Consider the following 13,382-nt stretch of genomic DNA (forward strand, 5'->3'; position numbering starts at 1 on the left):
AGCTTGGCCCGAAGCGTCAGAGCGTTAGATTTTTCGGCTCCGTCGGTAGGCCATATCGTTTCTTCTAGAGGTTAGAGACAGGACCCAATGAGCTCCGAACTCGTTCGCGAAGGCGCCTCGACCGACCCCACACCCGCCTCGGCACTTGAGTGTCTTGTCATCGTGGCCCGCCAGCATGGGATGCATTTGACGCCGACTCAGCTGGTGCAGGACAATTTGCTTCGCGATCAGAACGTCTCGATCCCGCAGCTGATCAAATGTGCCGAGAATGCCGGCATGAAGGCCAAGGCGGTCAAGCTCGATTGGGCCCATCTGGCGCAGCTGAAGAAGGCACTGCCGGCGGTCGTCTGGCTTCGCAATGGCGCCGCCATGGTGCTGCTCTCCGTTGACGGCGATCCACAAAATATCCGCGTCACGCTCCGTGATCCCAATGCGGCGGACGATGCCCTGCTGGTCATCGACCAGCCGCGGTTCGAGGACATCTGGTCGGGGGATGTCGTGCTGGTCAAGCGCGACTACGAGATCTCGGATGAGGACCAGCCGTTCAGCTTCGGACTCATCACGTCGCTGATCTTTCGCGAGCGGCGCATGGTGCGCGACGTCGCGATCGCCGCGCTCGTGCTCGGCTTCCTGTCGCTCGCGCCGATCATGTTCTGGCGTCTCATGTCGGACAAGGTGATCTTCTACAAGGCGTACAACACATTCTATGTGCTCTGCGTCGGCATGCTGGTCGTGATCGCATTCGAAGCCGCATTCTCGTTCCTGCGACAGTTCTTGGTGCACCGGCTCACCTCGCGTCTTGACGTGAAGCTGTCCACCTACGTTTTCGAGAAAGTGTTGAGCCTGCCGATCGACTATTTCGAGCAAAACGCGGTCGGCCTGATCTCGCGCGACATCCGCGAAGTCTTCCGGGTCAGAACGTTCCTGGTTGGCCAATTGTTCGGCACCGTCCTGGACTCCACGATGCTGCTGTTCTTCCTGCCGGTGATGTTCTTCTTCAGCCCGGTCATGACCTTCATTGTGCTCGGATTTGCCGGCCTGATCGTGGCCTGGCTGGTGCTCATGCTGCCGGCTTATCGTAAAAGATCCGCTGCAGTAATGGCTGCGGAGGGCGCGCAAGGTGCGTTCCTGATCCAATCGCTCAACGGCATTCGCACCATCAAATCGCTCGCGCTCGACGCACGTCAACGGCATATGTGGGACGTGTTGGTCGCCCGCGTCGCCAAAGCGCGGGTTGGCGAGGCCATGACCGGCACCATGATCCAAACCGTGGTTCGGCCGCTGGAGCGGCTCGCGGTCAGCGGCTCTTACGCCATCGGCGTTTATCTGGCGCTCACGACGAATGATCCGATCTACATTGGCGCCATGTTTGCGTTTCTGATGCTATCGCAGCGGGTTTCGGCTCCGCTGATGCAAATGGCGCAGCTCATCAACCAATATGACGAAGCGCGGACGGCCGTCGCCACGGTCGGCAAGCTTGTCAATCAACCCGCCGAAGAGGGCCGTTCAGGTCACGGTGTGCGCACGCCATTTAAGGGGCAGGTTGAATTTTCCGGTGTGACCTTCAAGTACAAGGGGACGGTCACGCCGGCGCTTAACGACGTCTCGTTCGAAATCCCGCAAGGGCAAACGCTCGGGATCATGGGCAAGAGCGGCTCGGGCAAGACGACGATCACTCGGTTGTTGCAGCGGCTTCACTCTGATTATGGTGGGCTTATCAAGATCGATGGCATCGATGTGCGGGAGTATGATGTCGACCATCTTCGGCGCAATGTCGGTGTTGTCCTGCAGGAAAACTTCCTGTTCAGTGGAACCATCCGGGAGAACATCGCGGCGGCGAAGCCCGATGCTACGTTCGATGAGGTGGTACGCGCGGCGCGACTTGCCGGCGCCGAGGAGTTCATCGACAAGCTGCCGCGCGGCTACGAGACCTATATATATGAAGGCTCGCCGAACCTTTCCGGTGGTCAGCGGCAGCGCCTTGCGATTGCGCGGGCGCTGATCGTCGACCCGCCGATCCTGATCCTGGACGAGGCCACGAGCGCGCTCGATGCCGACAGCGAGGCCATCGTCAATGCGAATATAGCACGCATCGCTCATGGGCGCACGTTGATCGTTATCTCGCACCGTCTGTCCTCGCTCGTGAAGTGCGACGCTATCGTGGTCCTGAACCGCGGCGTGATCGACGACGTGGGCCGGCACGAGGAGCTCCTGGAGCGAAACGACATCTATAGCGGGCTCTGGCATCAGCAGAATAATCATATGATTGCACCGGTTCGACGGAGCCCCAGCCTTGTCTCGTAGTCAGCAAGCGTCCCTTACGACCGTTCGACAGTTTCAGTCCGAGACGGACGCGATCCGCGAGGAGGCAGAGCCCCGGGTTGCCCGCGCCACCCTGTTGGTGCTCACGGCTTTCGTTGTCGTGATCGTTGGGATCATGTGTCTGACGCGCATCGATCGTGTGGTCTCGAGCGTCGGCGGCAAGATCGTTCCGGTCGACCAAATCACGGTGTTGCAGGCACTCGACCCCTCGATCATCAAGACCATCGACGTCAGGGAAGGGGATCAGGTCAAGACCGGGCAATTGGTCGCTACGCTTGATTCTACCTTTACCGCAGCGGATGTGCACCAGTACAAATTGCAGATCGCGAGCCTTGAAACGCAAATGATGCGGGACAAGGCCGAGCTCGAAGGAAAGGTGCTGGTCTTCCCCGATCGCGATGACGAGGCGTTCAAAAGCTATGCGGATGTGCAGGGGGCGCTGTACGACCAGCGCGATGCGCAGTACAGGGCGCAGCTATCGAGCTTCAATTCCAAGATCGAGCAGACGAAAGCTACTATCCAGAAGCTCGAGAAGGATGACGAGCGTTTCGGCCAGCGCGAAGAGATCGCAAAGAAGGTCGAAGATATGCGTACGAGCCTGGCCGAGAGCGGCAGCGGCTCGAAGCTCAATCTCTATGTGTCGCAAGATCAGCGCATCGAACTGTTGCGGCAGATGGACAGCACGCATAACAGCCTGCTCGAGTCCAAGCATACGCTGCAGTCGCTGATGGCCGATCGCAATGCTTTTATCCAGCAGTGGCGTGCGCAGCTCAGCCAGGACCTGGTCCAGACCCGCAATAATCTGGATATCGCGCGATCGTCCTACGAAAAGGCCAATAAACACCAGGATCTGGTGCGCTTGACTGCAAGCGAGCCATCGGTCGTGCTGACGATGGCAAAGCTTTCGATTGGCTCCGTTCTAAAGCCGGGCGATCCGTTTATCACCCTCATGCCGGTCGGCACGCGCCTAGAAGCGGAAATCAAGCTTGCGTCCCGGGACATCGGGTTCATTCGTTCGGGAGATCGCTGCACCATCAAGGTGGACGCATTTAACGCCACCGAACATGGCACGGCCGAGGGCAAGGTGCGCTGGATCAGCGAAGGCGCATTTACGCTGGATGACGACGGCCGGGCCGTTGAGGCCTATTACAAGGCGCGTTGCTCGGTCGAGCACGCGAACTTCATCGATGTGCCCCAGAATTTCCGCTTGATCCCCGGCATGACCCTCACCGGGGATGTCAACGTCGGAACGCGATCGGTTGCGATGTATTTGCTCGGCGGCATGCTTCGGGGCATGAAAGAGGCCATGCGCGAGCCATGATGGCAGCCCAATTTCTCCTTTGGCGAGCCAAGGAGGTCTTGCGCGGGAAATCTTTTCGTCACCGAAGGTCCCCATTCGATGCGGGGGTCGCTGCCTATGAGGCTGCACGCTTTCTTGACGCTTTTCACGCCTGGAAAGACGCAAGCAAGCTTGGCCATGCCGAAGCCGATCACCGGATCGCGCTCTTATACGAAAAAGGCGAGGGTGTTCGTGGCAGCATTGCCGAAGCCGTGGCGTGGCACGAGCGCGCGGCCCAGGCAGGTCACCTCGAAGCGCAATACAAACTCGCGCTGATATACCGCTATGGCGTCCAGGCCGGACTCGGGCCTGGATCAGCTGAGACCTGGCGGCGGTCGTCCGAGGAGCGCCTCGGCGAGAAGGCATCCTCGCTTCACGCGCTGATCTTTCCACATGGGACGGCCGTTGCCAAAAACTCTGACGCTGCGTTTCGTTGGGCCAAATCTGCCGCAGATGCGGGCAAGGCCGAGGCGCAGGTCTTGCTTGGCGACCTCTACACAAATGGCGAGGGCTGCGAGCGCAACCTCAAGGAAGCCATGAAGTCTTATATGGCGGCCGCGAAACAGGATTTTGCGGCCGGCCAGTTTGCGCTCGGCGATGTCTGCTTCCAGGGCCGCGGACTCCCGGAAAATTTCGAGCTCGCCGCCGAATGGTACCGCAGGGCTGCGGATCAGGATTACGTCCGAGCGGCGGTGGCGCTTGCGTTCATGCATTTGAAGGGCAAGGGATTGCCTGAGGATCATGCCGAGGCCGCGCGGCTGTTTGCAAAGGCGGCCGAGCACGAAGACGCCGTTGCGCTCTACCATATCGGTATCATGCGTCTCAACGGGGACGGCGTCGAACGAGACCGCGAGCGCGCCGAAACGCTGTTGCGGAAATCTGCGCGTAAGGACTATTTGCCGGCGATCCTGGCGCTTGGCGAATTCTACGCTCTCGGAGCTGGCGCGGAGCCCGACCTGCGAGAGGCCGCCTATTGGTATCAGAAGGCGGCCGAGCGCGGCGATGTGCAGGCTCAATTCTTTACTGGCCGGTTCTTTGCCACGGGCGACGGCGCGCCCCCCAATTTGCGGGAGGCGGCAAAATGGTTCCTTCGCGCGGCCGAGAACAAGCACCCCACGGCAGCCTTCAACATCGCGACGTTTTTGGCCAATGGCACCGGCCTGGAGAAGGATATCCCTGCTGCGATCAAATGGTTCGAGGTCGCAGCCGAAGGCGGCCTAAGCGCGGCCAAGATTCAGCTTGGGCGTCTCCATGCGGCCGGCGGAGGCGGCACCGACCAGGCGCAGGCAAAACAATGGCTGGAGCAGGCCGCCAACGCCGGCGATCCCGAGGCCAAGGTCGCCTACGCCCAATTCCTGCTCCAGACGGACAAGGAGCGCTCGCTCAAGCGCGCCACGGACCTCCTGACGGAGGCCGCCGAGGCCAACTACGGGCCGGCGAAGCTTATGCTCGGGCACCTCTATGCGGGGCGGCTGGGGGGGCCTCCTGTCCCGTCGCTCGCGGTGAAGTGGTACAGCGGCGCCGCCGAAGCCGGATCTGTCGAGGCCATGATGGAGGTGGCAAACCTCAATCTCGGTCAGAACAAGCTTGGTGCCGATCCCAAGCAGGCGGCCCTATGGCTTGAGAAAGCCGCGCGCGCAGGCCATGCGGTGGCCCAGTTTCAGCTCGGGGTGATGTTCTGCACCGGCAACGGCGTCGAGCTCAATCTTCAACGGGGTCTCGGCTGGTATGAGGCGGCGGCAAAGCAGGGCCATGCGCTCGGCCAATTCAATCTCGCGGTGATGCTGTCCAAGGGCCAGGGCTGCGAGCGGAACGCGGAAAAGGCGGTCGAATGGTTCGAACGAGCTGCCGAACTAGGCATGCCCGCGGCCCAGCTTGCGCTTGCAGATGCCTATGCTGCAGGTTCCGGCGCCCCCAGGAATGGCGAGCTTGCTGCCGCCTGGTATGAGAAAGCCGCACAGCAGGGCAATGAAATGGCGCGGCAGCGCCTTGCCGCGCTGAACCGCGGCCCGACCAGGTAAGGGCCAGCTTCGCAGTTGCGTTGTCTACGCGTCCGCACCATCGAACCGTTCGCCGTGAGGCTTTAAAGCACGCCAGCGCAGCAACATTAATCAAGAGCTCAGCGAACCGGGCCCGAGACATAAGGGGGGCACGTAGTGAGTGACTTTTGCGACACTGTTTTCGACGAAACGGGCCCATGAATTAAGATTAAATACGACACTCTGCTTGGCTGCATTGCGCCAGGTTCTGCTGGCATCTAGAAACAGCAAGGGCAGTCTCTTCGATTCAATTTCGGCGTCCGGTGGCACCAGGTTTGCTTGGAGGACGTGGCCTGCTTCTTGATTTGGGGCGCTTCAGATGTCGGATTTTGTCAGCGGTCTCGTCCGAACCTCCGCCAACCGGAAGTCTGGCGGAAGCAAGTCGAAAGCTCCCAAAAAATCGGGGCAGACCACGGCTGCTAACGAGGCAGGTATCACGCCGGAGCAGCTGAAAATCGCAAAGGACTATTTGGTTCGACACGGCCTGTTCGATACCGATTACTACGTCAGCACCTATGGGGACGTTGCAAAATCCGGCGTTGATCCTTTCGAACATTTCTTCCTCCACGGCTTTTTGGAGGGACGACGTCCCAACGTCCTGTTTGAAACGGCTTGGTACATCGCGACCAACCCCGACGTGACCAGCTCCCGCGTCAATCCGTTGCTGCACTATGCGCGCATTGGCGAACCCGCCGGAACGAGGCCCAATCCACATTTCGACCCGGCCTGGTATCGGACGTCTTACGGACTGACGCCAAGCGAAAGCCCGCTGGGTCATTATCTGGCAAATCGCAAGGGGCCGTTCAGTCCGATCCCGGAATTCGACGCGCAATATTATCTGTCGACCTACCCTGATATTCGCGAAGCCGGCGTCGATCCGTTCGAGCATTTCATGTCGTACGGATTCAAGGAGGGGCGTAATCCTTCGGATGAGTTCGATGTGCGCTTCTACGTGCAGCGTTATCTCGGGGGAAAATTCGACCAGAACCCGCTGGTGCATTTCCTGGAGCATCGCGAGGAGAAGGGCGTCTACTCGAAGCCGCCGCTGAACGAGGCCACCATCCCTGCAGAAATCCGGAGATTCACGCGGACGGGACCGCTGTTCGAGGAGCTGCAACCGCTGCCGCCGCGAGCCAAGCGACGCGCCAAAGTTCTGGCGTACTATCTCACCCAATTCCACGCATTCCCCGAGAACGACAAATGGTGGGGCAAAGGCTTTACGGAATGGACCAATATTGCCCGCGGCGTCCCGCGCTTCAAAGATCACTATCAGCCGCGCGTGCCGCGCGATCTCGGCTTTTATAGCCTCGAGGACATCAACACGATGCGCAAGCAGGTCGAGCTTGCGCGTCGCAGCGGCATCGATGGTTTCGTGTTCTACTATTACTGGTTCAACGGCAAGCGGCTGCTGGAGCGACCGCTGGAGCAATTCCTTCAGACCCGTGACGTCGACATGCCGTTCTGCCTGATGTGGGCGAACGAAAATTGGACCCGGCGCTGGGATGGGATGGAAGGCGAGGTTCTGATCTCGCAGGATTATCTTGCCGAGGATGACGAACTGCTGCTCGCCGACTATGCGCGGCATTTCTCCGACCCGCGCTATATTCGAATCGATGGCCGGCCGCTCCTTATGGTGTATCGGCCTGGCATCATCCCGAATGCCAAGGAGGTCATTGAACGCTGGCGCGAGATCTTCGCCGAGAAGTTTGGCGAAGATCCGATCATTGTGATGAGCCAGAGCTTCGACGATTTCGATCCCCGCGTTTATGGACTGGACGGCGCGATCGAATTTCCGCCCCACAAGATCACCAAGTTCACGCCACGTATCAACAACGAGGTCGAGCTGTTCGATGACACCTTTAACGGTCAGGTCTACCGCTATGAGGATGTGGTCGACTATTCGCTGAAAGAGCCGCGTGCGGATTTCCCGCTGATCAAGACGGTGGTGCCGAGCTGGGACAATGACGCGCGGCGTCAGGGATCCGGCCTGGTGATCCAGGGCTCCACGCCGGCGAAATACGAGGCCTGGCTGTCAGCTTTGATCGAGCGCGCTCAATGCGAAACGTTCTTCGGCGAGCGCATCATTTGCGTCAATGCCTGGAATGAATGGTGCGAGGGCGCCTATCTCGAGCCTGACCTCTATTATGGATCAGCCTATCTGAATGCGACGGCGCGGGCGGTTGCCGGAATCCAGCGCGATGCCACCATGCCAAAACTCCTGCTGGTGGGGCATGACGCGTTTCCGAGCGGCGCACAGCACCTTCTGCTTCACATCGGCAAGACGCTGCGAAGCGCGTTCAACGTCGACGTCCGCTTCCTGCTCATGGACGGCGGCAAGCTCGAGCCTGAATATGCGCAGGTGGCGCCGGTTACCATCGTCCGCGGCGTCAACGAGCTTCCGGGCAAGCTCGCTGAGCTCTGCGACCAGGGGGTAACGGCTGCTATCGTGAATACGTCAGCGAGCGGCAGCGTCGTACCATTCCTCACTGGGCGCGGCATCAAAACGATCAGTCTCATTCACGAACTGCCGCGCATTCTACGGGAAAAGAACCTGGAGGATCTGGCGCGGCGCAGCATCACCGCCTCGCACAAGGTCGTGTTTGCTTCGCGCTTTGTCCAGGACAGTCTCGTGGCGGGCCTTAAGCTTGAGGAGGACAAATCCGACCGGTTCGTGATTTTCCCGCAAGGCAGCTACAAGCAGATCGAGGCCGCACCGGACAAGGCGCGGCAGCTGCGCTACGAACTGGGTATCCCCGCGGGCGCGCCGGTCGTGCTCGGCGTCGGCTATGCTGACTTACGCAAAGGGTTCGATCTGTTTCTGCAGGCCTGGCGGCTTGCGCATCTGAACAATCCAAGCGTCCATTTCGTATGGGTCGGCGACCACGATCCCGGCATGATGGAATGGCTCGCGGGTGAAGTCGCGGCGTCAGAGGCTACGAAGACGTTTCATCTGATCGGCTTCCGTAGCGACATGGAGACCTTCTATTCGGCCGCCTCCGTGCTTGCGCTCACCTCGCGCGAAGATCCATTCCCAACGGTTGCTCTGGAAGCGCTCGGCGTCGGCGTTCCCGTGGTTGCTTTCGCAAACTCGGGCGGAATCCCTGAATTCCTGCTGCAGAACAAGCTTGGCCGGGTCGTCGAGTATTGCGACACGGCGGCGATGGCACGAGCGATCGGCGAACTCATCCGATCGCCGGTCACGCCCGCCGAGCGGGATCGCATGATGGATCTGATCGAGCAGGATTTTTCGTTCCCCAATTACGTCAAGGGCCTGCTCGAGCTTGCTGCGCCCACTCTTCCAACCGTTTCGGTGGCGGTGCCAAACTACAACTACGCCCATTGCCTCGGCGAGCGGCTCGATACGATCTTTGATCAGACCCATCCCGTCGACGAAATCCTCGTACTGGACGACGCCTCGACTGACAGCAGCGTCGACGTCATCATGGAGGTTGCAGAAGGCCGGCAGCGCGATCTCGCCCTCATCATCAACGAGGAGAACTCCGGATCGGTCTTTGCGCAATGGGCCAAGGCGGCCGAGATGGCCAGCGGCGAGTTCCTCTGGATCGCGGAAGCCGACGATCAGTCCGATCCACAGTTCCTCGCGCGCCTGGTCGGCATCATGAAGGCCGATCCCGACATCGCGCTCGCTTTCTCCGACTCGCGCTCGATCGACGCGGAAGGGCGGGAGGTCTATGCGAGTTACAAGCCCTATTATGCGAGCATCGAGCCGGAGGCGCTGTCGCGCAGCGAGGTGTTCAGCGGGCCGGATTTCATCGCGCGCTATCTTGCGGTCAAGAACACGATCCTGAACGTCAGCTCGGTGGTCTGGCGCCGCGAGGCGCTGCTCACGGCGCTCGAGGCCTGCGGCTCCGAGCTGAAGGACTTCCGGATGGCCGGCGACTGGCGTCTTTACCTGCAGGCACTGGTCCCCGCCGGCGCCAAAATCGCCTATGTGGCCGACCCGCTCAACGTCCACCGTCGGCATGCCGAAAGCGTCACGCACTCACTCAAGGCCGAAAAGCACGTCGCCGAAATTGCAGCAATGCACACAGCGATCCGTGGTGCGGTCAAGCTGCCGAAGAAGCAGGCGCTCGCCCAGGCCGCTTATGTCGACGAGGTTACGCGTCAGCTTCTCAAGCCCGCAGAGGCGCCTGCTGAGGCGCGTCGTGCAGATGGCGTCGCCCAGTCTACCCAGGCGCCTGGCACGGCCGGCAAGCCGAAGACCGCCAAACCTTCCACCGCGCCCCGAAGGCCCGCAGAGAGCACGAAAAAGGCCGAGGGAAAGACTAAAGCAAAGACCAAGGCCGAACCATCAGGGAAGACCGGATCGGCCACGACAACGCTTCGGCAGGGGTCGCAGCCGCCCGGCTCAAAGCAAGGCCGCTCGCGCACATCCGCAGCCCCGGCCAGCCAAAAATCCGCGACCCCCGACTAACGAGAGCCCTATATGTTTGTCCCTCCCTACGAGCCCCTGCTCAAGAGCCTCAATTCCACCCGCGACCTGGCCGAGGCCGCTCAGGAGGTCAAGGTCCCTCTTTCCCTCCTGAAACTCCTGCTCCAGATCGCGCTTGCGCAGGCGGATTTCAATGAGGATAGTTATTTGGCTGCAAACCCGGATGTAAGGGAGGCAGTCGACAGGGGAGATGTCGAGAGCGGGCTAATGCACTTTATCGGCTTCGGATATTTCGAGGGGCGACGGGGTGGAATGGCGATCGTGGACGAGGACTGGTACTTGAAGAAGTATCCAGACGTCGTAGGGGGGATCAAAAAGGGAGCCGTCTCGTCAGCTGACCAGCATTTCAATCTGGTGGGAGCAGGCGAGGGGCGAAGCCCGAATGCACTTGAAGAGGAAAATGCGCATCAGTGGAAGAAGGTCCTCCTCGATCGCTGAAGGAGGGTGCAACTGGTAGTCATTCTCGTAGAGGATCGACGTTCCACATTTTCCGAAATATGAAGAATGGGCGCCTTCCTTCCGCGAGCCCGCGATCTCCCTTCGCGTCGCGCGTTGAAAAGGGAAGAGTTGACGTGCCTTTATTCGTCGTTTGAGCTCAAGGAAGGCTTTAAGAGGATTGCATGAAGGTCGCAGCCGTCACAATGGTCTTCAATGAAAAGTATAAGTTGCCGATCTGGACCAAATACTACGGATCTCAACTCGGAGCTGGGCAGTGCTATATCATCGATCACGGTTCCAATGATTGCTCCACGGACAATTTGCAGGGATTCAACCAGATCCGCCTGCCCAGGTCGCCACAAGACAACGAGAAGAGGACCCTCTTTGTCAGCGACCTCGTGAACAATCTGCTGCGTTACTATGACTACGTATTCTATACAGATTGTGACGAGATACTCGTTCCAGATCCGCGAATGTTCGACGGCATCATCGATTACTGCGAGAAGGTCAGGCCAGACTACGTTACTTCTATCGGAATCGATCTCCTGCACAAGCTTCCCGAAGAAGGCGCACTCGATCCGAACCTTCCGATCCTTCAGCAGAGAAGTTACGTACATTACAGTTCTGCGATGAATAAGCCGAACTTAACGTCAAAGTCAGTAACTTGGTGGCCGGGCTTTCATAGTAGAGAACTGCCTGCCAAATTCGGCGATCTGTTCCTCTTCCACCTGCGCTATGCCGACATGACGCAGACGCTGGAACGATTGAAGACAACTCGCGAGATGCCATGGTCCAGGGAGACCGCCGGTGGACATCAAAGGGTAACAGATCAGAGCATGATGGGCATGGTGGAGCAGTGGGGAAGGCTACCGATCGTGGAAGACGATCCGTTCTCTGGAGAAGACGGCCTCTTGAGCGCTTACACGAAAGAGTTCAAGGCAAGTGAAAAACTTCAGCAGGAGACCAAGACGTTTTGGGTCGACACCGTCAAATTCGGACGAGAACTAATCAGAATTCCACTGAGTTTTAATCGTGTCTTCTGATGGGTAGTTTGATGCACGTTGCAATGCGAAAAGATGAACTTCTTTTGTTCGAGAGCTTCGTTCGGTGCGCCCGTACCGTGGTGGAGTTCGGCTCCGGGGGAAGCACGTGGCTTGCTGCTCAGACAAAAAAGGATTGGATCATCTCGGTCGACTCTTCGTTAGAGTGGTTGGGCAAAGTCGCCGACGAGACAAAGGAGAGTCCGACAAGGCCGGAGCTCGTGCATGTGGATATAGGGCCGCTTGGCAATTGGGGTTATCCGTCGGACGATTCTCGCAAGAGTACATGGGCACACTACCACGAGCACATTTGGACGATGTCTCGAAGCAATGGCGCGGAATTTTGCTTCATCGATGGGCGTTTCCGTGTCGCATGTACTTTACAGGCAATTCTTAATCTACGCCCAGATGCGATCGTGGCTATTCATGATTATGGCGGCCGATCGCACTATCACGTGGTCGAGAAATTCTTGCGCCCGATTGCGATCGCATCAGAGATGGCAGTATTCGCGAAACGCCCCGAACTAGATCCAGTGCTCGTTCGCGAAGAACTAACGCTCCACCGTTTCGACCCTCGGTGAACGAGAGCGTTCTTGCTTTGGCGAGGATGGAACCATCCAACCGTTTGGATAAAGTAACCTTTGATGGCTCTTTAGAATAGCTGAATTATGTATGGTTCATTCCAAGATTGGGTAGACTCGAGCTATCGCGAGCCTTTCTTGCTTTGGAACGGCGAGCAGTATGATCCAGTAGGAACAGAAGTAATTCTCGCGACCGAACGTGGTGATGCTCTCCCAAAATTGGACCCCTCTGGTCCCTTGCGGCCCATATTCGTCTACAAATTCGATGAGATCGAATATTTCTCCAATGGCGGCTCGCTGATGCGAACTGGTCGGCCTTTTAATATCGGCAACATCGTGCCGAGCTACTCTGATAAAACTACAGATGATCCGAACATCGCGCGCCATTCACGCAACAACGAAGCATACGACGAAGATCTACAATCGGCATTTGTCCTGCCGCACAATCCCACACCAATTTATGGTCATTTCTTGCTCGAGATGGCGCCGAAGCTTCTTGCTTACAATCGGATGCGCTCAACGTTTGATGATCTCCCGATTTTATTGAATTGGTATACGCCAAAATTTGTGCTGGGTTGGATAGAGATGCTTGCACCAGGCGCGCCAAGAAGATTTCTCAAGAGAGGAATGAGAACAAAGGTGGAGTCTGCATTCTACAGTGACATGCTGCTGGATCACTATCGACCTGGCACTGCGTTCCTTGAGTTCATCGAAGCAGTGAAGGTGGCATGTGGTTGCAGAGCCGGCGAGCGAGCAACAAGAAAGCTCTTCATCTCACGCAGAGCGAGGAGAAGCGCCAGCGATGATTTTAGGACTTGGGAGAACGAGGAAGAGGTAGAGAGCACTCTTCAGAGAGAAGGTTTTGAAGTGTTTCAGCCAGAACTTCATCCAATTTCCGAACAAGTAAGAACGTTTCACCAAGCTAGTATCATTGTAGGAGAGCTATCGTCAGCTCTTCATAATGCAATTTTCTGCTTGCCCGGCACGCGGATTGTTCAGGTGAATCCGTTCAATTCCGTCCAACGGCGATTGTCTATTGGATTAGGTCATCAGATCTTTTCGATTGTTCCGCAAGGAGGGCGACTATGTGGTTGGCCACCAACAAAGGAAAATGCCAGATTCATCGTGGAGCCTGATCGGATTATGCTCGCAATAGGAGCGACTTAGCGT

The 13,382-nt window shown here is 58.3% G+C and carries 8 protein-coding genes; all 8 read left to right on the forward strand.

From position 1 onward, the window contains the following. Positions 1-87 precede the first annotated feature (87 nt). The 8 genes from AC0L20_RS21110 (at position 88) to AC0L20_RS21145 (ending at position 13,379) form a co-directional block, all read left to right on the forward strand. A complete protein-coding gene (locus tag AC0L20_RS21110; RefSeq protein WP_473291748.1) occupies positions 88-2,304 on the forward strand; it encodes a peptidase domain-containing ABC transporter in 2,217 nt (738 codons plus the stop codon). Then, the gene (locus AC0L20_RS21115; RefSeq protein ID WP_473291751.1) at positions 2,294-3,643 is read left to right on the forward strand and encodes an HlyD family type I secretion periplasmic adaptor subunit; all 1,350 of its coding nucleotides are present in this window, start codon (positions 2,294-2,296) and stop codon (positions 3,641-3,643) included. Before AC0L20_RS21110 ends, AC0L20_RS21115 begins: the two co-directional genes overlap by 11 nt. Next, positions 3,643-5,682: a tetratricopeptide repeat protein gene (locus AC0L20_RS21120; RefSeq protein ID WP_473291832.1), complete on the forward strand. Its 2,040-nt coding sequence runs from the start codon at positions 3,643-3,645 to the stop codon at positions 5,680-5,682. The genes AC0L20_RS21115 and AC0L20_RS21120 overlap by 1 nt, the downstream gene beginning before the upstream one ends. Before the next feature lie 337 nt (positions 5,683-6,019). Further along, entirely contained in the window at positions 6,020-10,135 is a 4,116-nt protein-coding gene (locus tag AC0L20_RS21125) for a glycoside hydrolase family 99-like domain-containing protein (RefSeq protein WP_473291754.1), read from the forward strand. 12 nt (positions 10,136-10,147) lie between these two features. After that, positions 10,148-10,591 carry a hypothetical protein gene (locus tag AC0L20_RS21130; protein ID WP_473291757.1) on the forward strand — a complete coding sequence of 148 codons (444 nt, stop codon included), beginning with the start codon at positions 10,148-10,150 and terminating at the stop codon, positions 10,589-10,591. 182 nt (positions 10,592-10,773) lie between these two features. After that, the gene (locus tag AC0L20_RS21135) at positions 10,774-11,634 is read left to right on the forward strand and encodes a glycosyltransferase family 2 protein (protein ID WP_473291760.1); all 861 of its coding nucleotides are present in this window, start codon (positions 10,774-10,776) and stop codon (positions 11,632-11,634) included. Beyond that, a complete protein-coding gene (locus tag AC0L20_RS21140; protein WP_473291763.1) occupies positions 11,634-12,212 on the forward strand; it encodes a hypothetical protein in 579 nt (192 codons plus the stop codon). The genes AC0L20_RS21135 and AC0L20_RS21140 overlap by 1 nt, the downstream gene beginning before the upstream one ends. 87 nt (positions 12,213-12,299) lie before the next feature. Continuing rightward, on the forward strand, positions 12,300-13,379 hold the full coding sequence (locus AC0L20_RS21145) for a glycosyltransferase family 61 protein (RefSeq protein WP_473291766.1): 1,080 nt from the start codon (positions 12,300-12,302) through the stop codon (positions 13,377-13,379). The last annotated feature ends 3 nt before the right edge of the window (positions 13,380-13,382 follow it).

Source organism: Bradyrhizobium sp. Kon58 (genome assembly GCF_055807455.1).

What these genes read in the sequence shown, in the direction of transcription:
- AC0L20_RS21110 (WP_473291748.1), top strand. Translation starts at nt 88, where the DNA reads ATGAGCTCCGAACTCGTTCGCGAAGGCGCCTCGACCGACCCCACACCC.
- AC0L20_RS21120 (WP_473291832.1), top strand. Translation starts at nt 3,643, where the DNA reads ATGGCAGCCCAATTTCTCCTTTGGCGAGCCAAGGAGGTCTTGCGCGGG.
- AC0L20_RS21125 (WP_473291754.1), top strand. Translation starts at nt 6,020, where the DNA reads ATGTCGGATTTTGTCAGCGGTCTCGTCCGAACCTCCGCCAACCGGAAG.
- AC0L20_RS21130 (WP_473291757.1), top strand. Translation starts at nt 10,148, where the DNA reads ATGTTTGTCCCTCCCTACGAGCCCCTGCTCAAGAGCCTCAATTCCACC.
- AC0L20_RS21135 (WP_473291760.1), top strand. Translation starts at nt 10,774, where the DNA reads ATGAAGGTCGCAGCCGTCACAATGGTCTTCAATGAAAAGTATAAGTTG.
- AC0L20_RS21140 (WP_473291763.1), top strand. Translation starts at nt 11,634, where the DNA reads ATGGGTAGTTTGATGCACGTTGCAATGCGAAAAGATGAACTTCTTTTG.
- AC0L20_RS21145 (WP_473291766.1), top strand. Translation starts at nt 12,300, where the DNA reads ATGTATGGTTCATTCCAAGATTGGGTAGACTCGAGCTATCGCGAGCCT.